The following is a 24,553-nucleotide window of genomic DNA, read 5'->3' on the forward strand; positions in this document are numbered from 1 at the left end:
ATGAATGTCCATGATGTAAAAAAGCATTGGCCCATGCAGGTCAATGCTTTTTTTGTCTTATCGTGTATTAAATGCATTCAACATCCAAATATGTTGTTCGAGTGATGTTTTAATTCCGATGAATAAGTCAGCTGTAGGCTGATCCTGAGAATCCTCTGCTGCTTCGATGATTTTCTTGGAATCATTCACGATTTGTTTAAAATCGTTTATTAATGCGTCTACCATTTCTGTGGCGGTTTCTTTTCCATTGGATTCTTCAATGGTAGCCGTTTCAAGGTACTCTTTTAGGGTAGCAATCGGCTTCCCTTTGATTGTAAGAATTCTTTCTGCTACTTCATCAATATAATTTCCCGCTTCGTTGTAGTATTCTTCAAATTTCTCATGCAGGGTGAAGAATTCCGGACCCGTTACATACCAATGATAATTGTGTAGTTTTGTATAAAGGACGTTCCAGTTTGCAAGTTGTTTGTTAAGGGCCACGACTAATTGTTGATTCATGTATGTTCTCTCCTTTTGTCTTTGTTATAAATGTATTATATCCTTATTTATAATAATTATCAATTAATAAGTATTATCATAAAATACTGTACACCCTTATTCTATCCACTGAGATATAGAACATACAGCTTCCCCTAAAAACAAAACCAACAGGAGCATGACTCATTCCCTGAGTTCATCGCGCCTGTTGGTTTCATAGAAAATTATAGATCTTTTTGTTCCACATTAAGTTCAATCAAATTACCATCTGGATCGGCGCAGAAAATTTGGGCGAATCCACTTTTCGATTGTGGTTTTTCGAGAATTTCCACTTCGTTTTCTTTTAACCATTGGAGAGTATCATAATAGCTCTCCACTCTAAGGGCAAAATGGCCTTCCCTGCTGGATAGACGTTTATCCTTGCGTATGGTTTGCGAAGAAGGATCGACGATCAAGTGGAGCTGCTGACCCTCAATATCATACCAGGCACCCGGAAAACCAAAATCGGGACGCGGAATTTCGTTTAAACATAACGTTTTCCCATAGAAATCTTTTGCTTTTTCCAAATCTGTAACCGTAAGACTTACGTGATGGAGATATTTGTACTTTATCAAGACCTTCACTTCTTTCTTTTCAACTATTTAATTAATGGGAACAAGGTGCCTGTCCCCTCGTCCCACTTACACCGTCATCTTCCAACTGGACATTGCCAGCCAGTGTTCTTTCTCTTTATAGTCGGGCACGATTCTCCCGACAAGACGCCAGAAGGACCGGTCGTGATTGAGGTGGACCATGTGGCACATTTCATGGACGACGACGTAGTCGATGACATCCTGGGGGGCCATGGCAAGCTTCCAGTTGAAGGTCAATTGTCTTCTCCCATCACAGGTACCCCAGGTCGTTTGACTGTCTGAGATACGGATGGAACGGGGCTTGGTTTTAAAGTGACGTTGATGGACCGCAATGCTTTTCTCTACGATCGCTTTGCACTGCTTGTAGTAAAAACGTTTTAACGCCTGTTGGATCCGTTCATCCTCAAGCTCTTTTACTTGGATATGCAGTGTTTTTCCGTCAAATGTGACATGATCCTGTATGATCGATGGATCGTGTTGAACCTGTATGGGAAATGAGTTCCCAAGAAACAAAAAGGGTTCCCCATGTTGATAGGTCTTCTCCTGTGGTCCATTCAGACGATCCTTCATCTCCTTCGATCTCTCCAGGATCACATCCCATTTATCCTCCAGCAGCCGGATCACCGATTCGTCCGGGGTCCCTTTAGGTGCATGGACTTCAATGTTTCCGAAGCTGTCCAAGTAGATGCCGATGGATGTCCGATTCTTATATTTAATCTCAAACTGTATGGTCTCACCAGAATAAGTATGATTCATCTTTTATCCCCTGTATCGGATGGCCAACCCTTTTAAGAAATTCCGTGCATACCGGTCACCGCACACTCTGTAATTGTTATGGCCTTCTCTTCGCATAATCGCTCCCAATTCACCTTTTGTAATTACCACTCCAGCCAGATCCAGGATGTCGATCATATCCTCACTTGTTAATGAGAGGGCGATCTTCACCTTTTTTAATAGAAGATTATTCACATGTTCATACGTCAATTCCGGTCGTCCCGTCTGTCCCGGTTTTGGCCCTCTTTTAAACGTAATGAAGCCGTTCAAGAATGACTCGAACATTTCATCATCACATGGGATATGGTCTTCATCCTCCAGGATATCGTCCTCGAAATCATCACTATGCTGTGTTTTTGTTAGAACCTTCAGCACTTCTTCCTTTGAAAGCTCAATGCCTCCCAGCTCAAAGATCTCAACCATTTCTGTATTTTTAAGATCCAATGCATATCGTAATCGAATCAATAGATCGTTATTATTTAGGTTCATGTGTCGACCTCCTGAAAAATTTCCTATCACTAAATTATTAGCTTACCACTTTAAGGACATGTTTTATAGTATGACCTCAATGAAAAAGAAGCTTACCGATTAATGAACCGATTCAGACATCTTCTGCGCATGCTTCGCCTTCTCTGGATAATCCTGTTATACTTACGATACTTACTATAAACCTGAAATGAGTGATGGCATGATTACCTCATATGAGAAAATCAATCTGTCCGGAAACAAACTGGCTGAAGTTTATCTCCATAAAACTCCCGACAAACGATTTATCGTATCGATACCAGCAATCCATTGGTCTGCAGAATTCAATCAAAAGGATGACATCAGAATTCAAAGTACAAAACTTCAATCCTCACTTAATTTCCATATGTTCCAAGGGGATACAGACGAATTGGTAACAGCTATCGAAAAGTTAGTTCAAAGCCATTTTTGATACACGACAGCAAATTTATTTGCTGTTTTTTTCTTGTTCAAATTAGAAAGGAGCCTTTTAAGTAACCGTCAACATAAGTGTCATTCTCTCCGACATCTCTTCTCTTAGTTGATCCGATACTTTTTAACTCACACTGTTGATTTAACCTGACTCGGATGAATTCATTTATCATTTTGGGAGAATATATAAATGGTGCGTTCAAAGCAGGAAGGAGGCACACAAAATGAATTTCAGGAGGATGTTTATGGGTATTTTAAGTGGAAATCCAAAAGATGAACCAATGCATTATGGTGAAGTATTCAGCACATGGAACTATTTATTCTCAGCTAAAAATGCGGTTGCTGGTTATCAGCTTCAACTAAACCACGCCGGGGATGAAGATCTTAAGAAGTTACTTAAAGAAGGTATTGAAGCCGGGCAGGAAGAGGCAAAACAAATCGAAACCCTGCTTAAAGAAAATGGAATCGGCTTACCGCCTACCCCTCCAGAACCGCCACAGGCATGTCTCGATGACATTCCAACAGGTGCCCGTATGCCGGACCCTGCTATCTCAGGAGCACTATCAACCAATATTGCTGCTGGATTAGTTGCTTGCAGTACGGCCATCGGTCAATGTATTCGTGAAGATGTGGCCATGATGTTTGGACAATTCCATATGCAAAAAGCTCAATTAGGGGCTAAAGTACTCAAATTAAACAAAGAAAAAGGCTGGTTAATCCCGCCGCCCCTTCATAAAAACAAACAAGAACATTGTGATTGATGATCTGAATTCAGGTGTTAAAGACCTGTTCGTCTAACAGGTCTTTTACATTTCCCTAATTCTAAAGCCAAACTGGGATAGAAAGAAAAAAGAGGGATCTATTTAGCGTAAGATCCCTCTCCCTAACTATTATCTAGTTATTATTGTTGTTTGAGCTGTTTGAGCTGCTTGAGTTGCTTGAACCATTGGAGTTGCTGGAATTACTACCGCCTTTTGCTCCAATTTCCTGATAGAATTTTTTGTCATGGTTTTCTGAGGTTGCTTCTCCGCCCTTTTCACCAATCTCTTGGTAGAATTCTTTATCATGGGTTCTGGCTGTTTTCTCTCCGCCTTTACGGCCTGCTTCTTCGTAACTCATTTTGCTGTTGTTGTCATTGTTGTTGCTACTGTTTTTGTTGCTGTTGTTGCTGTTACTGTTTGCCATAATGAAAATCCTCCTTAAGTTTAGTAAAAGTGGTGTGTACGTTTGTACACTCGTTATATACCTCGAAAGGATCTTCCTAAACGATTTTTTGGAGATTTTAACATTTTTGTAAATTAATTTATACCGTCGAATTCAGCTAACTAAAATAGCAAAACGTCCTGCCTTTATTGGAACAGGTCGTTTTGCTATTGTTATCATTTAAACTTACACGTCAACAAGCGGAAACCGAAGTGTAACCGTCGTACCTTTTCCCCGCTCACTGTCAAAGTGTATGGTCCCCTTATATTTCTCCACAATGTTGAAGCAAATCATAAGACCCAGGCCGGTTCCTTTACTCTTCAAGGAATAGAAAGGAGTACCGAGGTTTTTCACTTCCTCCTGACTCATTCCACGTCCGTTGTCAATAATTCGAATGCAGACATGGCCTTTTACTTTGGTAGCCGTCACCTTAACGGACCCGCTATGCGGGGAAGCTTCGATGGCATTTTTTATTAGATTGATGAAAAGCTGCTTAAATTCAATAGAATTGACCGCCACATGACAATCCTTTTCCACGTTGAGATCAATGCCATTATCATTCAACAAACCGTACATGTTAAGGAGTTCCGTTACATCTTGCAGAACCAGTTCAATATCAACGTTGTCCACCTTCTCCCCTTGATCGGGCTTTGAAACGGAGAGGAACTGTGAAATGACATGCTCCGCCGTATCGAGTTCATTGATCATAAGGGAAAAATTCTGCTTCTGGCTTTGACTTAATGCGGGATTTTCCACATAAAATTGAAGAAATCCATTCACCACGGTCAAGGGATTCCGGATTTCATGGGCGACAGCCGCCGCCAACTGACCAGTCGTCCTCATCCGCTCCGCCTGCTGCACCTGTTCATAGTAAACCCGCTGCTTCTGAATCCGCAGATTCGTTAAATGAAAGATAAAATACAGCAGGACCTGACTTGCCAGGAAGTTCACCACATTCCCTACTAAATCTGTGTATATGTAAGGATAATCCTGCCCCTTATCCACGAACCCGATATAACCGAATGTAAAGGCAATGAAAGCAAAATTGATCACAAGCGAAAAATAAAAAAGCCTCTTGTCAAAAAAGAGAATCGAAAAAGCAGGAATAAAACAAAGTAAAATAAACCCCGACCAGGTTTCCGGATACAAGTAAAACAGGGTGTAAAAATAACCGGTCGACGAAATGACCGTCATATATCTCATCCACGCATTCTCATACCAAGGATAAATCAATAGACAGCCAGAGATGATCACGATCATCACTCCATGCACCGCGAATCGTGAATTGACCGGATTATCCACCAGTAAACCCGCTATCATCAGGACGATGATCAACGAAACAATCATATAATAGTATTTCTTATGTAATCGGCCATTAAATTCTTTCATTAGAAATGCTCCCACTAGAAAACTCTATTTCTGTCATTCTATGACAGGACATAGTAACTATCTTACAAAAATCGGGAATAGTCAATAATGGAAATCAATTAAAATGGGAGGGACGGACCTTCACAAGGTCCGTCCCTTCTCAACATGATCAGAAAATATTCAGCAGCTCATCAAATGAATCAATGGCTTGGGTGTATTCTTTCGCCTCCCCAAATCCATAGCGGGCATAGATAAATGGAATCCCTGCTTCTTTTGCCGCCCTTTGGTCCCCTTCTGTATCACCTACGTATACTGGGTCAATTAAATGGTTGCGTTCGATGATCAGCTTAATATTCTCACCTTTTGAAAGACCTGTTCTGCCGGGGTTCTCATAATCGATGAAATGCTTATCCAGTCCATGATAGTCATAAAAGGCCTCGATGTATCCGTCCTGACAGTTGCTCACGATAAACAGCTTGTACTTCTTCGACAGCTCTACAAGCACCTTTTCCACATGGTTATAGAGACTCCCTCCATGCTTACTTAAGTGCGGGATTTCATGACTGGACAGATCTTTCAGTAGCTGTTCCCGCTCCTCTTCGTTCAATTCAGGGAACAATTTCTTCCCGATTTCCTTCATTTGAAGCCCCATGGTTCCCTCAAGATGCTCCCTTGTTATGCCTTCTTTTAACTGGTTATGTTCGTTGATGACGTTGTTCCATGCTTCCAGTACGGATTCTATTGGGTCCCAAAGTGTGCCGTCCAGGTCGAAGATGATGCTGTCCATGATCGGTTCCTCCAATTCGTTTTTTGTTAGGGAAAAATTGTCATTGTATGTAGTATAGCAGAAATTTCAGGGATAGGGTTATTTCCTAAACACTACAGGCGTTAGCTTGAGTAGTGGGACATGGTGCCTGTCCCCGATGTCCCTCAAAGGAAATTTATGTTAATATGTAATAAAAAATGATTTGTAGAGTCATAGACTATAACGGAGGTTAAATCAATGAGCAAACATACCGAGCTGCGTAATCTAATTGATCAAAGCTGTCAAGAACTCGACTTCTCTGGTGTCGTCCTAGTTAAACAAGGGACAGAAGTTGTATCCGAAAGCGCCCGTGACTATGCGAACCGATCTGATCGCCTTCCGAACAAACCGACTACACGATTCGGAATTGCCTCCGGGAGTAAGTTATTTACGAGCATAGGAATAGCCCAATTGGTTGAAAAAGGGGCACTCTCTTTTGACACTCGTCTAAAGGATTGTTTGGATATCGACTTTCCTCATTTTGATGACCGTGTGACCGTCCATCATCTTTTGACACATACATCAGGCATTCCGGATTATTTTGATGAAGAAGTGATGTCTGATTTTGAAGAGCTATGGAAAGAAACACCAGTTTATCACATGAGATCGCTACGGGATTTCCTGCCATTCTTTCAATCCGGTCAGATGAAATTCACTCCCGGTGATCGATTTCATTATAACAATGCAGGTTTCATCCTATTGGGATTGATCATTGAACAGAAAACAGGGCAGTCTTTTACAGAATATATAGAATCTGAGATTTTCCATAAAGCAGGCATGGACCACTCTGGCTATTTTTCATTGGACTGCCTTCCTTCCAACACGGCAGTCGGATATATAGAGGAAGAGAATACATGGAGAACCAACCTCTATTCAATTCCTGTAAAAGGCGGGGCTGACGGCGGTGCGTTTATTACAGCATCAGACATGATGAGCCTTTGGGAAGCTTTATTTTCTTATAAACTGGTAAATGAAGAAACGACCGGGAAGCTGCTGACCCCTCATGTCCATGTGAATGGAGAAGTGCACTACGGGTATGGAATATGGATGAATCAAAGGAATGAGGAGATCTACAAGTTTCATGTGATGGGCTATGATCCCGGAGTCAGTTTCCGCGCCTCATTTTACCCTGCACTTGACTTGAAGCTGGCAATTCCATCTAATAGAGAATCTGGCCCGTTTGAAGTGACGAAATCGATTGAAGGTTATTTTGAAATCTGAGTGCATTAAAAATAGGGTTCCATCGTCCGGCTTTCCAGTAACAAAGAAGAACGATGGAGCCTCTTTTCTTCCAACAGCTTCAAGTGAAATATCTCATACCTCCCCATATTAAAATTATCGGAAATACGTATCCCGTGGTCTCAAGAAAAGGATGTAGTAATCCATAGGATACATGATGATCAGTACTGCATCAACTAACCCTAATAGGACCAACACCCGTTTTGTAAGGCTCATGGGTATTCCCCCTTCCCTCCTAATTATTTCAAATATTCAAGATTCCTTCAATTCTTTATTGCACAAAAAAGAGCTTATCCTTTTTTAGAATAAGCTCATGCATTAAGATTTACTAAACAACCTTTATTCAGCCGGTGACAACTCGCTCTCTGTCACCCATTTATGATTCTTTACCTCTTCCCCACCTGTTACTGGTGTGAAATCCACCATATACACCGTCGTCTCTTCAACGGAATCAATTGTCGCGGTCGCGCCTTCCATCCCTTTCATGTGATCGGCGTTTAGGACGACTTCATCCCCAGATGAATAACGTTCCTCACCATGATCGGCAATTTCTTCATGAATGATCCATTTATGATCTTCCACTTTTTCTCCGCCAGTGGTTGGTGTATAGGAAACGGTATAGACAAAGGTCTCGTAAGCACCTGTGATTGTGGCTTCGGCTCCCTTCATCCCTTCCATATGGTCATCTTGGATGATGGCTTTACTTCCTGCTGCATAGGTGGGATTCGCCGCTTCCTTCAAGCCTTCAGGTACTTCTCCTGAACTTGAGTGATCCATGTCATCATGGTCCATCCCGTCCATTTCTTCCTTCATCTCCTGGTCATTTCCGTCTTCATGTCCCATATCCTCTTCATTGTTGGAGCAGGCACCCAACAGGAGAAACAGTGCTGTAAAAAGTAATAGGATCGTTTTTTTACTATTTTGAGTCATGGTAGTCCTCCTCTCATTTATGAATTAAAGTTTATCCCGCAAAATTGCAAATTATATGGAGAAATGCGAGAAAATCATGAAAGATTTATGACAAATGCCTTCAGGCTTGAAGCATTGTGCATAGTTTTTTCATATTTTTTCGGTAAAATAAAGGAAATGACAAAATGAGGTTTTACTATGAAGAAAATTTCAACAAAGTTAGCCCTCTACTTCACGATTGCGGTTCTCGTGATGGAAGGGTTATTGATGCTCTATCTACATGACAATATCATCGATACACGGATCGAGGAAGAATTTCAATCGATTCTATCACGGGGGAACAGTCATCGTGATGTGTTAGAGGATCGTTATTCGGAAACGACGCTCCACCACATAGCCCTCATGGAATCCAAAACGGAAACGGAAGTTGTGATCACAGATCAAAACCATAACGTCATCATTGGTTCACGTGTATTAACGGATGGGATGCGTGAACTAATCCAAGTCACCCCTGAATCGTTGACCCGTGAAGGAAGGGTCATCGAATCAAATTGGAAGGATATGAATTATTTATCTACCGTTACATCCTTCGAAAGTGAACGGAACGAAGGATATGTCTATATGTTCAAAAGCGCCACACCGTTGCGGAACCTGATCAGCCAATTGAACAGCCATTTCCTTCTCGCAGGAATACTTAGTCTCATCATCTTAACGGGGATCCATTTTCTCCTATCGAAACTTCTGACGCGTCCCTTGTTAAAAATGAAGCAGGCGACGGAAAAATTGAGCAAAGGGAATTTTGAGGTGAAACTTCCGGAACTCGGTCAGGATGAACTTGGGGATCTATCGGATTCCATTCAGAGGCTGGCGACAGATCTAGAGACCATTCAACAGGAGCGTACTGAATTCCTAGCGAATATTTCTCATGAGCTCAGAACCCCCCTGACATATGTTCAAGGATATGCCAATGTGGCTCTTCGAGAGGACATCCCGGAATCTGAACGAAAAGAATATCTGAACATCATCCAAGAAGAATCCAAAACCATCCTGACGTTGATCGAAAATTTATTTGAGCTGGCAAAGATTGATGAAAACAATTTTTCCATTCAAACTGAAACCATCGATTCGGGCTCTTTTTATCAAAAAGTCATCAACAAGGTTGCTCCTGTTTTTAAAAGAAAGGGAATCGATCTCATTTTGACTGTGAAGGAGGATTTCCCGTTCCATGCCGATCCCATTCGACTTGAACAAATCGTCATGAACTTATTGGATAACGCCCTAAAACATTCGCCCCCGCATTCAACGACTGAAGTGACGGTTGAGCGAAACGAATCAGGGAATATGAACCTCCTGATTAACGACCAGGGAATGGGCATCCCACCGGATGAACTTCCACAGGTATTCAACAGGATGTACCGGGTGGAGAAATCACGTTCCAGGGAATTTGGCGGATCCGGTCTCGGGCTATCCATTGTCAAAGAACTGGTGGAAGCACACGGCGGTCAAATTTCAATACAAAGTCAACGAAATAAAGGAACATCGATCAACATTATTCTGTGATGCTTGGAGGTCAGTCTGGTGAATACCATTTTATTAATCGATGATGAAAGAAGGATGCTGAACCTGCTGGAGCTTTATCTGAAGCCTCACGGGTATGTATGCAAAAAGAAAAATAACGGCTATGACGCAATTCAGTCTGTTAAAAAACATTCCGTAGACCTGGTCATATTGGATATCATGATGCCTGAGCTCAGTGGCTTTCAAACCTGTGAAAAAATCAGGGAGTTTTCAAACGTCCCCATCATCATGTTAACGGCCAGGGGTGATAAGGATGACGTCATTAAAGGCTTAAACGCCGGGGCTGATGACTATATCACAAAACCCTTTGACGAAGGGGAACTGGTCGCACGTGTGAACGCTCAATTCAGAAGGATCAAACAGTATGACCAAGTAGAGGATCATCACTTGACCAGAGGGGCTTTTACGTTGGATGAAGACTCCTACACGTTAAAATATGAAAATGAAATCAGCCCTCTGACGTTAAAAGAATATAAAATCCTGCACTCCTTGATGAAGAACACTGAACGGGTATACACCCGGGAACAGCTCCTTCTCATGGTATGGGATATCCATTCCACGACCGATATCCGAACCGTTGATTCCCATATCAGGAATTTAAGGGAAAAGCTGACAAAAGCAGGCTTCCCCATTGAACATCATTTGAAAACAATATGGGGCATCGGCTACCAGTGGAAAACATAAAAAAAGATCAAAGGCTCCCTGTCCTTTGATCTTTTCTTATGTTCATTTCCTTTAGGCGATTTTCTTACATTCTTCTGCACATTTGAAGCAAGCATCGGCACATGCCTGACAATGATCATGATCATGCTTCTTGCATTCTTCCCCACATGCTTCACAAATCGCAGCACACACTCTGGCAAGCTCAGACGCAAATGGAGTCCCTCTTACTAAGGATTGTTCTAAGTATGCACACATATCCGCACATTCCCTATCGTACCGGATACATTCTTTCATCATGTTGAGATCTTCTTCCTTTAGACAAGAATCGTAACAATGATTACACGCCACCATACATTCATGGAGTGCGTTGATGGCCGATTGGTATTGTTCGTGTGACAATTTGAATTCCTCCTTTAAGATTAAGTATTTCCTACACGTTTACTATATCCCGTTCATTTTGCAATAAACGGATAAGGTACATTTTTTTATAAACAAAGAGGTTTATTTTTATTTGCATAACTTCTGCAAAAATAGGGGGTAAACAGGGGCATCTTGGAAGAACGCACCTTGTGTTAGGTAAGGAACATACTTAATAAACAGGGACGGACCTCATGCTTTCTTATGAACGCACAAGGTCCGTCCCTTCTTTTGATTAACCGTCTTTTTTATGGAATAATGAATAAATGCTCGTTCCATTAATGCAAGTAACCAATGGAAGACCAGGTGGATGAGCTTGTTTAGTTCATCCCATACATATACTAGTTTTGATTTAAATCATGGAGGTATGGATGGTTGTTTGCACAAATCACTGAACGCAAAAACTTGAGTTCCAAACATCTTTTTATATACATCACCCTCACACTATGCGTGGCCGCTTCCCTCTATTTCGTCTACCACAATCATGAATGGTATGATCGACCGATTGCCGAAGTGATCAGTACGAAGATTGTGGAAACGACGGAAATGGAGGATATGAATGGAAATAAGGATAAGCTCTACTCCCAGCAGGTCATAGCTGAATTGAAGAACGGGGTTCAAAAGGGAGAGATGATCACTTTAACCAATGAATATTCTTCCTCAGGGGCCACTGATCAGGAATATCACCCCGGGAACGAATTATTCGTAAGTATCGATTCATCTTCAGCAGGAACGACGGAGCTGGCCGGGAACATAGAAGACGTCAAGCGGGATACATACATGATGATCATCGGTTGGGTTTTTATCCTGCTCTTATTAGTGGTCGGGAAGAAGCAGGGGCTGTTCTCCCTGATCACCCTTGGAGTCAATGCCGTCATCCTGTCCTATGCCCTCGATATTTACCTGAACTCAGAGGATATAAGCCTGTTGGCAGTATGCAGCATCGGGGTGATTTTATTTACCGGTATATCCCTTTTATTCGTCAATGGCTTTAATGAAAAAACGTATGCAGCAGTTGTTGCGACCTTGATTGGAACGTTCATGACACTCTTGATTGCTTATGTTGTGGTCGGATTCACCTCCGGAAACGGTCTCCGTTACGAGGAGATGCAATTCCTTACCCGTCCATATGAAATGGTGTTCATGGCAGGGATACTCGTGGGGTGCTTGGGAGCGGTGATGGATGTCGCCATCACCCTATCGTCGTCCATCTTCGGACTGTACGAGAAGAATCCCGACATCTCCATCAAAGCGTTGAGGAAGTCGGGATTCGATATCGGCCAGGACATCATGGGAACGATGACGAATATTTTGTTCTTCGTCTATATCAGCGGGGCGATTCCCATGCTCATTCTTTTTTTCAAAAATGCTTCTCCACTCGGTTTCACCCTTTCCATGAATCTTTCACTGGAAATGGCGAGGGCACTGACCGGGGGAATCGGCATTGTACTAGCAATCCCGATCGCCATCTATACATCCATCTTTTTTGTTAACAGAAAGAAGGCTAGAGCATGACTGTACAACTGTATCTCGCAGCCATCCTTTTCATCTTAATGATCACGATTGGTGGAAAAAAAGGTGCACGCTCCTTTGTAGCTCTATTCCTGAACTTCGGCGTGCTTCTTTTCACCATCATTTTGATGAATGATCCAAATATGAATCCAATCATCCTCACGCTGATCGCCTGCACCCTGATCAGCTGCATATCCCTGTTTTTCATCAGCGAGATCAACATCAAGACGGGGACAGCCTTTCTTTCGACGATCATCACCACCGGCTTACTGCTCTTCTTCATCCTGATGTTGACCGATCAGGCGATGATCCAGGGATTCAGTGAAGAGGAAACCGAGGAAATCGGGGCGTTTTCCTTATTTGTCGGAGTGGACTTTGTGAAAATCGGGGCATCCATGATCATCATGAGTACGATCGGTGCCATCATTGATTTATCCATCTCGATTTCCTCGCCCATGCGTGAAATCGCCTATCACAACCCCACCATCAGCAGAAAAAATCTGTTCTCCTCGGGGCTTAGCATTGGCAGGGATATCCTTGGAACCAGCACGAATACGCTATTCTTTGCTTTCTTCGGAGGCTATATGGGACTGCTGATCTGGTTCAAGGACCTATCCTACTCGATCGGGGAAATCGTGAATTCCAAAGTATTCAGTTCCGAAATGATCTTCATCGGTTCAGCGGGGATCGGTGTCGCCCTCGCGATTCCGGTCACTTCCTGGATCACTGCTTACTTTTTGGTGAAGCGGAGAAACGAGTCGAATGACAGGATTAAACGGTGAAAATTTTTTCAGGATCGAAACTTACTAAAAAGCAGAGTCGAACCGATTCTTTCACGCCACCAAAAAGATATGGTAAGATAGCACCTACACTGATTCAGACTTTAGGAGAATGAGCATGAAAAAGACGATCGACCATATTGGAGTAGCTGTAAGAAACATAGAAGATACCATCCACTTTTACGAGAATGTTCTAGGAGCCAAGCTGATCGACCACTATCGAAGCGAAGCCAAGGGTGTCGAAAGCGAAATTGCCATCCTGGAGGTGGACGGTGCGAGAACCGAATTACTTGCGCCGACAAATAATGATACATCACCCATCGCACGGTTCATCAAGCAAAAAGGCAAGGGCGTCCATCACATCGCCTATCGTGTGGATGACCTCGATGTCACTCTCGAAGAACTGAAGCATCTGGGGATCCGCACATTGGAGGATAGTCTTCGCATCAACAAGCATGGCAGGAGATTGATCTACTTGAACCCTGCTGATACGGAAGGCACGATCATTGAGTACTGTGATTATCCCGATGGGGAAAATATCTAGCCAAACAAAAACGCATTGGACTCATCATGAGTTCAATGCGTTTTTTTGTCACCTCGGGACAAGGGGACAGGTTCCGTGTCCCAATTGTCTGTTTCACAGAACCTACTGCCTGGGACAACGAACCTGTCCCCATGTCCCTCTTAAAATGACTCTTAATTTTCGGGAATCCTACACGTCTCCCCTATTTCATCCTTTTTCCCTCAAAATTTTTTTACAATATTAGACAAAAACCATCAATAAAAGCAGACAGAAATGGAAGCATGTGTTAATACTTGTGTCTTTCTTTGTAGAATATTTATTGTTCTCAACTTTACATGCAATAGTTGTAGAAACTTGTAGGATAATTCAACTATTTGTTGACAGACTATTCTGATATATTTAATTTGTATCAAATATAAAGGAGTGGTGCTCTTGTTAAAAGTTCTATCTAAAGCTGGTTTATCTCTTGTTATAGCCGGGGGTGTTGCTGTGGCAGGCTTCCAAGCAGGTGATAGCCCTGCAAAGGAATCCAGCAAATATGATTTAAGTCTTGCCCATTATGTGGGTGCGTCTCCTGAACTGGCCGCAAAGGCGAAAGAGTTAGGGATTGATGTATCAAAAGCGGATCCCGCTGAAAAAATCGCTGGTCATGGTGCAAAGTTCCAACAAGCTGGGGATCATCATGTCGCTTATAAAGAGGCTACTGGTGATGTGCCAGTACTTGTTTTATTAGCCAAGTACAAAGATGGTGATGAGCCAATCGGTGACATGAAGGGTCAAGTTCCAGCGAAATACTATGAGGATTTAATTTTTGGAGATGAATATAATCCATATGAACTCGATGTATTTAAGCAATATGATAGCCAAGACGTACCGAAAGACCGTACCATGCAAAATGCTTACAAAGAATCCAGTTATGGGAAAGTTAACCTGGTACGTAAAGAAAATACTGATTTTGCATGGGTTGAGCTGCCAAAAGGTGCTTCCTACTATTTGGACCAGGAAGGTACATATGCTGAAAACGATGAATACGTAAATGGAAATGCTAATGGCGACGCCCACACAGGTGAATTCATCCGGGATCTTCTAAAGGCTGCAGACGATCAGATTGATTTCTCAAAGTATGCCGAAAATGGAGAAGTTCCAAATATCTTCGTTGTCCATGAAGGAACAGGGGCTGAATTCAGCCGTGACCCGGCACAGTTCTGGTCTCATAAATGGTCTCTATTAAGTGCCCTTTATTATGGGAAGTACTATGAAACGGGTAAAACTGCAGATGTCTATGCAGGTATGAGTCAAGGAGAATGGATAAATAAAACGGTTGTAGAAGATATGACGTACGATGGAGTTGTGGTTAATAACTATAACATCCAGCCAGGAATCGGCGGAAATGTTGCAGGATATGATATGGCCACGGACGGTTATAAAGATGAATTGAAACAAGGACCTTATCCTGCCCAAACCGGGGTATACGCCCATGAATTCGGACATGCCCTTGGCTTACCGGATTTCTATGACACTCTTTATACATCCGAAGGTGTTGGAAACTACTCCATGATGGCAGGCGGCTCGTGGATGCGTTTTCCAAACGCTCCAGCCTACTCTGGAAACTCACCGACACACTTTGATCCGTTCTCCAAGATTTTCTTAGGATGGGCAGAACCGAAAAATGTAGCACCTGAAGATGGTATTCAGAAAATCACCTTACCACCAATCAACAAAGCTTCTGCCGATAATGGAATCGTTAAAATGGAAGTACCGGGATCAAACGGTACTGAGTATTTCTTGTTCGAAAACGTTCAGCAAGACGGATTCAACAAAGGTCTAGTCCGTCAAGGTGAAGACTCACACGGTTTGGTAGCATGGCATGTGGATGAGAACATCATCAATCTTTATCAAACAGCGGGCTTCCGTCCAAACAATGTGGAGAACTGGATGAATAAGCGATTCCAGTATAATCAAACTCAAACAGCAAGTGACGGAACAGTTGTCACTCATTATGGTCTATCTGTTCTTCAATCGGATGGAAACTATGATCTCGAGAAAAACGTGAATCGTGGAGATTCCGGTGACTTCTTCAAAACCGGGGATAAACTGACACCAGTTTCCGGAAATGTTCACACGGGGTCGTATTATTTCTGGAAGGGCAATGGCTCAACGCCAGCTGATTCAGGCATTCATGTAACAGATATCGTAGAGAATGAAGATGGGTCCATTACTGCTAAATTCTACTACAGCACGAATGAAAAGAAGAGATAATAACGAAAGTTTTGAAACCTGAGCCCAAAATCAAGGGCTCAGGTTTTTTTAAGACAAAGTATCGTTCTTTTTGAAAGTAGAACCGTCCCTTATGTCCATCAATACCCTGAGTAATAACGCCCATGTGCCGCTTCCTCAGCAGCCTCCGCATCCGCCTTCGTCACATGAACCGTCCCGAATGGATGCTGCGGTGGCGCATAAATCGAATACAGCTTAATCGGGGTATCACCCGTATTGATCAGATTATGCCACGTACCTGCAGGAATGACGATGGCAAAGTCCTCTTCTACTTCTCTCTCAAAATATAAATTATCCTGCCGATCTCCCATTCGAACGATCCCCTGCCCTTGTTCAAGGCGCAGGAACTGATCAAGATGAGGATGGATTTCGAGACCAATATCTTCGCCCGGATTGATGCTCATCAAGGTGAGCTGAAGATGTTTTCCCGTCCATAAGGCCGTTCGGAACGTATCATTCTGGACGGTGGCCTCGTCGATGTTCACCACAAACGGCGCAGGACCATAATCCTTCAATGTGAATCGCTGGTCCGCATCTGCTCCGAGATGACTCAATCGCTTCGCATGCTCCCATTCATCTTTACACGTATTCAGGAGAACTTCATACGCAGGTGAATGCTGCGCCTGCAGGCAGCCGATCCGAAACTGTTCATAGTCCTCTAATGCTGTTTGGTATCCTCTCTGCAGTCCCTCCCGGTAGGAACAAAATGGAATACTCTCGACCTGGTAAACAGGCTGACTTCCAGTAATGGAGGTATACAGATTGGTCAACTGCCACCAGTGTCGCTGTTCGTCTTCCATCATTTGAAGGAGGTTGTGCTGGTGATCCTGGTTCGGTGCAACACTCGCTAACCGGCCATAAAACTCCGCAGATGAAGCTTTTCCTTGGATTCCATTAAGGAGGACATCCACTAGCTGCTGGTGATTCTCCTGTCCGTTTCTCAGCATGGAGTCGTTATTATGAAACGTTGGATTCGCATAGGTATGATTTGGATAAGACATCGGAACATTGTACATACTGTTCATTCCTTTCAGGTTTTTACCACGTTATCATATGCGGTGCAGTAAGAGATGTGCTTCTACCCATGCCTACATTCCAGGTTAGTAATCCATCGATCGGGTATAGTACTATAACCTAGTTTGGAAAAATTAGTATTTTAAAAAATTTAAAATGAGGTGACAATCATGAATCATTGGTATTTTTCTTTCCTTGTTGGAATTGTCGTCTTCCTGGGATTGTATTTCATAGGAAAACAGGAGCTGTCCTTTATTCTTTTATATAGTTTTGGAGTATTTATTGGATTTTTTATTATGTACTTAATGAATAGGAGAAGAGAAAACAAGTAGCCGTTCAATCGTAAGCTACAGAAAAGGGTTCATCACGGCCTTACTTCTCGTTAGCATTTTTCGTGGCCAAAGCCTGCCCCATCACTATGTTATAATATTCTTACTATTCGTAACACATTAAGTAAGAGAAAGGAAGTTTGATTCCATGCTGCCATCTGAGCTAAGAACCAACATCAGGAACGGAAAGCACCAAACCCATACATCCGGTTTTTGCCAGGATTATGTCCAAACCAATCTCGTCGTTCTCCCTAAAGAATATGCTTTTGATTTTTTACTGTTCACCACCCGAAATTCTAAAGCCTGCCCCATCGTCGAAGTGCTGGAAGCGGGTCAATTCGAATCCAGATACGCGAAGGGTTCAGATATTCGAACGGATATACCCATGTATCATGTGTATGAGGATGGCCGGTTGGTTGAAAAGAAAACGAAAGTCGATGATGTCTGGAGAGATGATTTCGTCACCTTTCTCATCGGTTGCAGCTTTACATTTGAAAGTCAGCTGATCAAGGGTGAGATTCCTTTGCGTCATATCGAGGAGAATAAGAACGTCGCCATGTATACGACAAACATCCAGACGGAAAAAGCGGGTGTATTCCAAGGTCCGACGGTGGTTTCAATGAGACCGATTCCCGATCACCTCGTACAGAAAGCAACGGACATTACCTCGTTATTTCCTAAGATGCATGGGGCTCCTGTCCATATCGGCGACCCTGGTGAAATAGGCATTGGGGATATAACACAGCCAGACTATGGTGACTTTGTCGGGATCAAGGATGGGGAAACCCCTATGTTCTGGGCTTGCGGTGTGACGCCTCAAGCAGTAGCCCTCCACGCAAAGATCCCCTACATGATTACCCACGCTCCGGGATGTATGTTTGTATCGGACTGGAAGAATGAAGACTATTTGAATGAAGAGAAATAAGGTAGGGACGGACCTCTGGATAGAGGTCCGTCCCTTTGCTTATCCTGATGGGACACGGTGCCTGTCCCCCAGTCCCATGATGGCGCTAATGGCTCCCATTTTTGTACAGACTTCTGCCCCTACGCCATTGCTATTGCTGATGACTTTCTTTAGTTGTTCAATATCGTCCAAAAGGTCGAGGGGATTTTGGTGTTGATTGAATTGATGTAGGGTTGCCCCAACAAAGGCATCCCCCGCCCCTGTTGAGTCGATGGAATGAACGGGAACGCTTGGTACGACGGCTGATTGTTTTCCATTTGAAATCAGGGTCCCATCTTTCCCTAAGGTGACGGCTACCGCATGAGCCCCCACTCTATGGAGGCATTTGACTCCGTCTGAAAGATTGGAGTATCCGGAAATGAGTTTACATTCCTCTTCACTTACTTTGACGAAGTCAGCATTTCTTACGCATGCCTCTGCCAGCTTAATAAAGGCACGCACGTTATCTTTCCATAAGTCTGCTCGAAAGTTCGGGTCAAAGGAGACGAATTTCCCTTCTTCTCTGACTTTCTGGATAAAGGATAAGTAAGCGGATTTAAAGGGATCATCCAGTAAAGCGGTGGCTGAGCCGAAGTGAATGATGGATGAGTCCCGCCAGCGGCTTTCATTCAGCTCTTCCTCTGTCAGATGGGCGTCTGCCCCTCTATTAAACACGAAATCTCTTTCTCCATCTTTTTTTAATGAGACGAAAGCAATCGTCGTTGGATGATTTCCATCTACGATAATCGAAGAATCATCCATGGTAAGATCCATCATGGTTTGTTTCAGGAAATGGCCAAATGGGTCATTTCCTACTTTGCTTAGGAATCGGGCCTTGCCACCAAGTGTGGTAATGGTCGCACACACATTGGCGGGAGCTCCTCCTGCTTGTTTAGAAAAGTGTTGTCCTTTAGTCAGGTCTGTATCAATGTCTGTACAAAAGAAATCGATGAGTAATTCTCCGATACACAGAATAGTGGGTTCATTCATTTTTCCAAGCTCCTTTAATCTCCTATTCCTTACTCCAGATAGAAGAGAGTTCAGTAAGGGATAGTTGTTCAACATTCGCCTTTCCTCCAATAGCCGTCAATGAAAGGGTCGTATCCGTTCCCTTCGGAAAGATAAGATTGGTGAAAGCGGAACGGCCTTCCTGTGCGAATACCTCTATAGAGGATGAATCCAGGAATAGCTGAAGAATGAGCTTATCCTCCATTAATTCCACATGCCCCTCCGAGATGCCGGAGAACGAATCCGAAAAGCCGTCTATTCCTGACTGCGTCCGATCGACAGATAACGTATTGGTGAACCTTTCATACCGAATACTCGTTTTCTCTTCTGCTGAATGATGGAGATCAAGGTTGATCTCCTTTGCATCATCCAGCTTTACAACCAGATTCAATTCCATTAATGCATGATCCACTTCAATCGAATGGCATTCCTCTTCCGAAAGCTTTATTTGCTCGCTGACCTTTGTTTCTTTTCTAATTTGCTTAAACTCTGTGACAGGTTTTTGCAAAAGACGGACTCCACTTAAAGTCGTAACCAGGGTCAGCTCTCTTGGAAGCGTCATGGCACCTCTCCACGTTTCAGTAGGAACCTGGTTTGCGTATCTCCAATTGTTCATCCATCCAAGGTAGATGCGCCTGCCGTCCTTTTCTTGAATATCGGACCAACTCACTCCTGCATAGTTGTCTCGTCCATAATCAAGCCAGAGAATGGTGTCCCCATCATGGCAGTTGGTAAACGTCTTTCCATCAAAGTCTCCTACAAAGTACTGGGTCCTTGACCCTTCCTTGTAATCGGGATTGTCGCCTATACTTACCAGCATCACCCATTTCTTATGATCTGGATTTCCGTCCACCATGAGGGGAAACAGGTCCGGGCATTCCCATACTCCGAAATGTGCCCCTTCGTCCTGACCAAATTCACTTGCGAACTCCCAGTCGATCAAATTGGCGGATGTATACAGGGTAATGGTTTGACCGGTCGCGAGCACCATCACCCAACGTTCAGAGTCGTCATGCCAAAATACTTTGGGATCCCGGTAATCGGTGATGTCTTCATCAGACAAGACCGGATTCCCCCCGTATTTCTCCCACGTCCGGCCGTTGTCACGACTACAGGCAAGACTTTGCCTCTGCCTCGGGCGTTCGGAATCCGGATACGTATCAGCACTTGTATAAATGGCGACAAGTCCCCCACTCTCCCCTTCGAAGAACCCCGACGTATTCTTCCAGTCCACCACGGCACTTCCGGAGAAAATGGCACCGTGCCCGTCAGGATAAAGAGCAATCGGCAGTTCTTCCCAGTGAATTAAATCTTTACTGACTGCATGTCCCCAGTGCATCGGTCCCCACGTGGTTCCGTGTGGATGATATTGAAAGAACAGATGATATTCACCTTCAAAAAAGACCATCCCATTGGGATCATTCAGCCACTTTTCCTTTGGTGAAAAGTGAAATTGTGGCCGGTGTGCCTCTGAATATAGGTTTGTTTTTTCTCTAAACGGATTTGTCATAAGGATCCTCCTTTACCTTCGAAAGGCTGCACGCTTGCTCATGCAAGGTGCAGCCAGCAATTTGATTAAGATTGATTTCGGTCATACCCATCCTGCTTGATTTTCAGCCACTCTTGCAATCCGAGACGATCCAACTCTTTCAGGTAATCTGCCCATTCTTCATCGGCCTTCCCATTCGTGATCCATTCGGCCTTTTTCCGCTTCACATACGAAAGTAAATCGGTCTCGATCTTTGAAAGCTTATCTAATTCATCAAGGGAGAAGAATACTCGAGGATAGATATTTTCTGCCTTCATATCCGGTACCATGACATCCTTCATCAGCCCCAGTCTCCAGGCCGCATCATCCGGTTTCGTCGTAACAGCTCCATAGTATTCGTCCAGAATGGCCAGTGGCCCTCCAACAGACGTTTTTTCCCTTAACTCGACAGGCGCAGTACCTTCCAATGGGAGATGTTTCAATGAATTGGTTGCAGAATCCAGTTCAAAGATGTTTTGCTGTTTGTCATCTCCGTAGGTTCCCCAGTTATTTTGAACCGATTGAAGCGGATTATAGAACTGATCAATCCATTTCGCCGTCAATTCAAGGTTCTGGTTCGCACTTGTAATCACCATTCTGTTACGGTCGAATCCCATGCCGTTGGTTCTTGTCACATTCTTCGTTCCATCCGGTCCTTCAAGGGCGGGCATGAGGTCATACTGATCATTCATCCCCGTGATGTTGGCCTTATCCCATGTGAAGTACATTCCGTAGCGACCTTCTTTTCCTTTCGACAGGTACGTGTTCCAGTCCTGTTCAAAGGCTTCTACGTCGATTAAGTCTTCTTTATATAACTCATTCAAATAATTGATGGCATCCTTATACCCTTCATCCGCTGCCGTCAGCTTTACTTCTCCGTCATTCGTGACGACGGTGTGATCCCAGTTTTCCCCTAATCCAAACGATCCGAATAAGAAGGACACATCTTCACCGCCATGATTGATGATGAATGACAGAGGGATTTCATCTGCCTCTCCATTCCCGTTTGGATCCTGCGTCTTGAATGCTTTCAGGACTTCTTTTAACTCATCGGTTGTTTTCGGCATCTCAAGGCCCAGTTTATTCAGCCACTCGACGTTGATCCAAGGGAAGTCATCGACGGAGTGGATGCTTTCTTTCCCTGAACCAAGCTCTTCAATCCAAGGGAAGGAATAGATATGTCCGTCCGGCGCCGTCATCATCGATCGATATTCGGGCGCATCGTCCAGTACCTTTTTCAGGTTAGGCATATGCTCATCAATTAAGTCCTCAACCGGTACAATCGCACCATCCTTCGCAAGCTTCAACAGCTCATAATCACTGTACCCCGCATTCATGATCGCGTCGGGAAGCTCGCCGCTTGCTATCGCCAAGTTCCGTTTTTCATTGAAGGTTTCTCCTGCTGTATAATTGGTCCAGTCGACCTTCACTCCGGTTTCTTCCTCCAGCCTTTTGAAAATCAGCTTTTCATTCGGATCATCCGGAGCGAGCGGTGAACTGGACGTCATCATTTTCAATGTCACCTGTTCCTCTAAAGGAAATTTCACATTTTCCAGTTCATAATTCTCTGAAGAAGCACTTTCACTGTTGTTGCTGCATCCGGCTGCCAGCAGCATCCCTGACATCAGTAGTACCGACATTGTCTTCGTCTTTTTCCCCATTATTAAACCCCCATTGATAAAATATAGATTATTTTAAAGATCCCACCATAACACCTTTTTCAAAGTATTTCTGGAAGAATGGATACATAATGATCAGCGGCAAACTGGCCAATACGATGGATGAATACTTGATCATCTCAGAAATCCTTTGGAGTTCCGCTGCCGCCTGCTGGTCAGCGATCATTCCCGGCTGTACTTCATTCTGAATAAGGATGGAACGCAGGACGAGCTGAAGCGGGTACAGATCCCTGTCTTCAAGGTAGATCATCGCATCGAAATAGGAATTCCATTGTCCAATGAAAGCATAGAGGGCGATGACAAAGATGATCGGTTTAGACAATGGAAATACGATGTTCAGGAAGATTCTGAACTCCGATGCCCCGTCGATCCTTGCCGCTTCCTTCAGTTCATTCGGAATTGATTTAAAATACGTTCTTGCCAGGATGATGAACCAGACGTTGATGGCATTCGGGACAATGATGGCCCAGATCGTGTTCAACATCCCTAAGTCCTTCACCACCATATAAGTCGGGATCAGCCCTCCGTTGAAGAACATCGTGATGAGAAAGAACACCATGATGAACTTGCGGCCGACGAGCCCATCAGCCGAGAGGGAATAGCCTGCAAAGATACAGACGCTCACGGTGATGAGGGTGAACCCAAAGGAATACAGAATGGAATTGATGAATCCTTTGACGATGGTCCCGTCTTCGAAAATCCGTTTATATCCTTCAAATGTCCAATCCGAACCGCTGATGAACAATCCTTTTTTCACAAGCACATTCGGTTCAAGGACCGACGCCAGTAGCACGTACATTAAAGGAAACAGAACGACGATCACGATTCCCCCAAGCAGGATTTTATTAATGAAAAGAATGAATTTATCGGACCTGGTGTATTGGTTCATCTCGTTTCCCCCTTTCTATAAGAGACCTTCGCCTTCGTTTAATTTCTTTACAACCCGATTAACAAACACTAGTAAGATGACATTGATGACGGCATTGAATAATCCTACTGCGGTAGCAAATGAATAGTCTCCCGCCTGCAGCCCCCGCTTGTATACATAGGTCGAAATGATTTCCGAGCTTGGCAGATTCATAGACGTCTGCAAGAGGTAAGCTTTCTCGAACCCAATTGCCATGATCCCACCAGCAGCCAGGATGAACAGGACAGCCATGACAGGCTTCAACGTCGGAAGATCAATATGCCAAATGCGTTGCAGCAGGGAAGCCCCGTCTACAGTGGCTGCATCATGAAGCTGCGGATCCACATTGGCGAGTGCCGCCACATAGATGATCGAAGCCCACCCTGCACCCTGCCATACACCTGACCAGATATAGATGCTCCTGAATGAATCAGGGTCCGACATAAACGAAATCGGTTTATCCGTAAAGACGGACAGCATGGCATTTATCGGTCCCGTCGGCGATAGGAAGAGGAAGATCATCCCCGAAATGACGACGACGGAAATAAAGTGAGGGGCATACAGGATCAACTGAATGTTCTTCTTCACTCCTGCTTTTCTGAGTTGATTCAGCATGAGTGCCAGGATCACGGGGATCGGAAACCCTATCAGAAGTTCAAAGGAGCTGAGTTTCAGCGTATTGACCAGGATATCCATGAAATTAGGAGACGATAAAAAGGTCGAAAAATGCTTCCATCCCACCCATTCACTGCCCGCGATACCCCTGATCGGGCTGAAATCCTTAAAAGCAATCGATGCCCCGTACATGGGAACGTACTTGAAAATGATCGTAAGAATGATAGCGGGTGCAAGAAATAAGTAAAGAATATAGTTTTTCTTCATATAATGAAGCTTGGTTTTCAATTTGCTATTGGTCCTTGGTTTTGAAATAGGCTGGGCTTCAGCCTTGGCAAGTGGTTGCAATCCTTTGACCTCCTTTGAAAAAAATCAATCAAACGTCTGACAGCGGTTTCATTAAAAGCATTGAATGATGTCACCTCCTGCATTTTTTGT

At 43.7% G+C, this 24,553-nt stretch carries 24 protein-coding genes and 1 pseudogene; 10 read left to right on the forward strand and 15 right to left on the reverse strand.

What is annotated here, in order from left to right; translation table 11 throughout:
- Positions 1-57: 57 nt before the first annotated feature.
- The 4 genes from ACFQWC_RS12280 to ACFQWC_RS12295 form a co-directional block, all read right to left on the reverse strand.
- Complete coding sequence (locus ACFQWC_RS12280; RefSeq protein ID WP_113970302.1) at positions 58-498, reverse strand: Dps family protein; 441 nt, start codon at positions 496-498, stop codon at positions 58-60.
- A gap of 203 nt (positions 499-701) precedes the next feature.
- The gene (locus ACFQWC_RS12285; protein ID WP_299745822.1) at positions 702-1,091 is read right to left on the reverse strand and encodes a VOC family protein; all 390 of its coding nucleotides are present in this window, start codon (positions 1,089-1,091) and stop codon (positions 702-704) included.
- Positions 1,092-1,157: 66 nt separating this feature from the next.
- A complete protein-coding gene (locus tag ACFQWC_RS12290) occupies positions 1,158-1,865 on the reverse strand; it encodes a M48 family metallopeptidase (protein WP_299745819.1) in 708 nt (235 codons plus the stop codon).
- 3 nt (positions 1,866-1,868) lie between these two features.
- Positions 1,869-2,372: a YehS family protein gene (locus ACFQWC_RS12295; RefSeq protein ID WP_377107546.1), complete on the reverse strand. Its 504-nt coding sequence runs from the start codon at positions 2,370-2,372 to the stop codon at positions 1,869-1,871.
- A gap of 199 nt (positions 2,373-2,571) precedes the next feature.
- Here ACFQWC_RS12295 and ACFQWC_RS12300 point away from each other — a divergent pair, with 199 nt between their 5' ends.
- The gene (locus ACFQWC_RS12300; protein WP_299745813.1) at positions 2,572-2,820 is read left to right on the forward strand and encodes a YueH family protein; all 249 of its coding nucleotides are present in this window, start codon (positions 2,572-2,574) and stop codon (positions 2,818-2,820) included.
- Positions 2,821-3,064: 244 nt separating this feature from the next.
- Entirely contained in the window at positions 3,065-3,580 is a 516-nt protein-coding gene (locus tag ACFQWC_RS12305; protein ID WP_299745810.1) for a DUF3231 family protein, read from the forward strand.
- Between the two features lie 184 nt (positions 3,581-3,764).
- On the opposite strand, the pseudogene ACFQWC_RS12310 reads toward ACFQWC_RS12305, so the two are convergent.
- The 3 genes and pseudogenes from ACFQWC_RS12310 to ACFQWC_RS12320 all read right to left on the reverse strand — a co-directional run.
- A pseudogene (locus ACFQWC_RS12310) lies at positions 3,765-4,004 on the reverse strand (KGG domain-containing protein); the annotation flags it as partial.
- A 204-nt stretch (positions 4,005-4,208) separates the two neighbouring features.
- Entirely contained in the window at positions 4,209-5,411 is a 1,203-nt protein-coding gene (locus ACFQWC_RS12315; RefSeq protein ID WP_377107548.1) for an ATP-binding protein, read from the reverse strand.
- 148 nt (positions 5,412-5,559) lie between these two features.
- Positions 5,560-6,177: an HAD family hydrolase gene (locus tag ACFQWC_RS12320; protein WP_377107550.1), complete on the reverse strand. Its 618-nt coding sequence runs from the start codon at positions 6,175-6,177 to the stop codon at positions 5,560-5,562.
- Between the two features lie 216 nt (positions 6,178-6,393).
- Here ACFQWC_RS12320 and ACFQWC_RS12325 point away from each other — a divergent pair, with 216 nt between their 5' ends.
- The gene (locus ACFQWC_RS12325) at positions 6,394-7,416 is read left to right on the forward strand and encodes a serine hydrolase domain-containing protein (protein WP_377107552.1); all 1,023 of its coding nucleotides are present in this window, start codon (positions 6,394-6,396) and stop codon (positions 7,414-7,416) included.
- Between the two features lie 357 nt (positions 7,417-7,773).
- On the opposite strand, the gene ACFQWC_RS12330 is transcribed toward ACFQWC_RS12325, so the two are convergent.
- On the reverse strand, positions 7,774-8,364 hold the full coding sequence (locus tag ACFQWC_RS12330) for a YdhK family protein (protein ID WP_341357611.1): 591 nt from the start codon (positions 8,362-8,364) through the stop codon (positions 7,774-7,776).
- Positions 8,365-8,541: 177 nt separating this feature from the next.
- Between ACFQWC_RS12330 and ACFQWC_RS12335 the strand changes: the two genes are divergently transcribed.
- Both ACFQWC_RS12335 and ACFQWC_RS12340 read left to right on the forward strand, forming a co-directional pair.
- Positions 8,542-9,903, forward strand: coding sequence for a sensor histidine kinase (locus ACFQWC_RS12335; RefSeq protein WP_377107554.1), 1,362 nt, complete (start codon positions 8,542-8,544; stop codon positions 9,901-9,903).
- An 18-nt stretch (positions 9,904-9,921) separates the two neighbouring features.
- Complete coding sequence (locus ACFQWC_RS12340) at positions 9,922-10,605, forward strand: response regulator transcription factor (protein WP_377107556.1); 684 nt, start codon at positions 9,922-9,924, stop codon at positions 10,603-10,605.
- Positions 10,606-10,656: 51 nt separating this feature from the next.
- On the opposite strand, the gene ACFQWC_RS12345 is transcribed toward ACFQWC_RS12340, so the two are convergent.
- Entirely contained in the window at positions 10,657-10,983 is a 327-nt protein-coding gene (locus ACFQWC_RS12345; protein WP_299745788.1) for a four-helix bundle copper-binding protein, read from the reverse strand.
- 393 nt (positions 10,984-11,376) lie between these two features.
- Between ACFQWC_RS12345 and ACFQWC_RS12350 the strand changes: the two genes are divergently transcribed.
- The 4 genes from ACFQWC_RS12350 (at position 11,377) to ACFQWC_RS12365 (ending at position 16,074) form a co-directional block, all read left to right on the forward strand.
- Positions 11,377-12,516, forward strand: coding sequence for a YibE/F family protein (locus ACFQWC_RS12350; RefSeq protein ID WP_377107558.1), 1,140 nt, complete (start codon positions 11,377-11,379; stop codon positions 12,514-12,516).
- The gene (locus ACFQWC_RS12355) at positions 12,513-13,295 is read left to right on the forward strand and encodes a YibE/F family protein (protein WP_377107560.1); all 783 of its coding nucleotides are present in this window, start codon (positions 12,513-12,515) and stop codon (positions 13,293-13,295) included. Before ACFQWC_RS12350 ends, ACFQWC_RS12355 begins: the two co-directional genes overlap by 4 nt.
- A gap of 115 nt (positions 13,296-13,410) precedes the next feature.
- A complete protein-coding gene (locus tag ACFQWC_RS12360) occupies positions 13,411-13,836 on the forward strand; it encodes a VOC family protein (RefSeq protein ID WP_377107562.1) in 426 nt (141 codons plus the stop codon).
- Between the two features lie 405 nt (positions 13,837-14,241).
- Positions 14,242-16,074 carry a M6 family metalloprotease domain-containing protein gene (locus ACFQWC_RS12365; protein WP_377107564.1) on the forward strand — a complete coding sequence of 611 codons (1,833 nt, stop codon included), beginning with the start codon at positions 14,242-14,244 and terminating at the stop codon, positions 16,072-16,074.
- A gap of 98 nt (positions 16,075-16,172) precedes the next feature.
- Here the strand turns inward: ACFQWC_RS12365 and ACFQWC_RS12370 are convergent, their stop codons facing one another.
- Complete coding sequence (locus tag ACFQWC_RS12370; protein ID WP_377107566.1) at positions 16,173-17,108, reverse strand: cupin domain-containing protein; 936 nt, start codon at positions 17,106-17,108, stop codon at positions 16,173-16,175.
- A gap of 475 nt (positions 17,109-17,583) precedes the next feature.
- On the opposite strand from ACFQWC_RS12370, the gene ACFQWC_RS12375 reads away from it, so the two are divergent.
- Positions 17,584-18,360, forward strand: a complete 777-nt coding sequence (locus ACFQWC_RS12375) for a putative hydro-lyase (RefSeq protein ID WP_299745771.1) — start codon at positions 17,584-17,586, stop codon at positions 18,358-18,360.
- Between the two features lie 39 nt (positions 18,361-18,399).
- On the opposite strand, the gene ACFQWC_RS12380 is transcribed toward ACFQWC_RS12375, so the two are convergent.
- The 5 genes from ACFQWC_RS12380 to ACFQWC_RS12400 form a co-directional block, all read right to left on the reverse strand.
- Positions 18,400-19,368 carry a carbohydrate kinase family protein gene (locus ACFQWC_RS12380; RefSeq protein ID WP_377107569.1) on the reverse strand — a complete coding sequence of 323 codons (969 nt, stop codon included), beginning with the start codon at positions 19,366-19,368 and terminating at the stop codon, positions 18,400-18,402.
- 22 nt (positions 19,369-19,390) lie between these two features.
- A complete protein-coding gene (locus ACFQWC_RS12385; protein ID WP_377107571.1) occupies positions 19,391-20,896 on the reverse strand; it encodes a glycoside hydrolase family 32 protein in 1,506 nt (501 codons plus the stop codon).
- A 65-nt stretch (positions 20,897-20,961) separates the two neighbouring features.
- Positions 20,962-22,575, reverse strand: a complete 1,614-nt coding sequence (locus tag ACFQWC_RS12390) for an ABC transporter substrate-binding protein (RefSeq protein WP_377107573.1) — start codon at positions 22,573-22,575, stop codon at positions 20,962-20,964.
- Positions 22,576-22,603: 28 nt separating this feature from the next.
- On the reverse strand, positions 22,604-23,482 hold the full coding sequence (locus ACFQWC_RS12395; RefSeq protein ID WP_299745760.1) for a carbohydrate ABC transporter permease: 879 nt from the start codon (positions 23,480-23,482) through the stop codon (positions 22,604-22,606).
- Between the two features lie 15 nt (positions 23,483-23,497).
- The gene (locus ACFQWC_RS12400) at positions 23,498-24,463 is read right to left on the reverse strand and encodes an ABC transporter permease (protein WP_377107575.1); all 966 of its coding nucleotides are present in this window, start codon (positions 24,461-24,463) and stop codon (positions 23,498-23,500) included.
- Positions 24,464-24,553: the final 90 nt, after the last annotated feature.

Source organism: Rossellomorea sp. GCM10028870 (genome assembly GCF_042666755.1).
Classification (GTDB): Bacteria; Bacillota; Bacilli; order Bacillales; family Bacillaceae_B; genus Rossellomorea.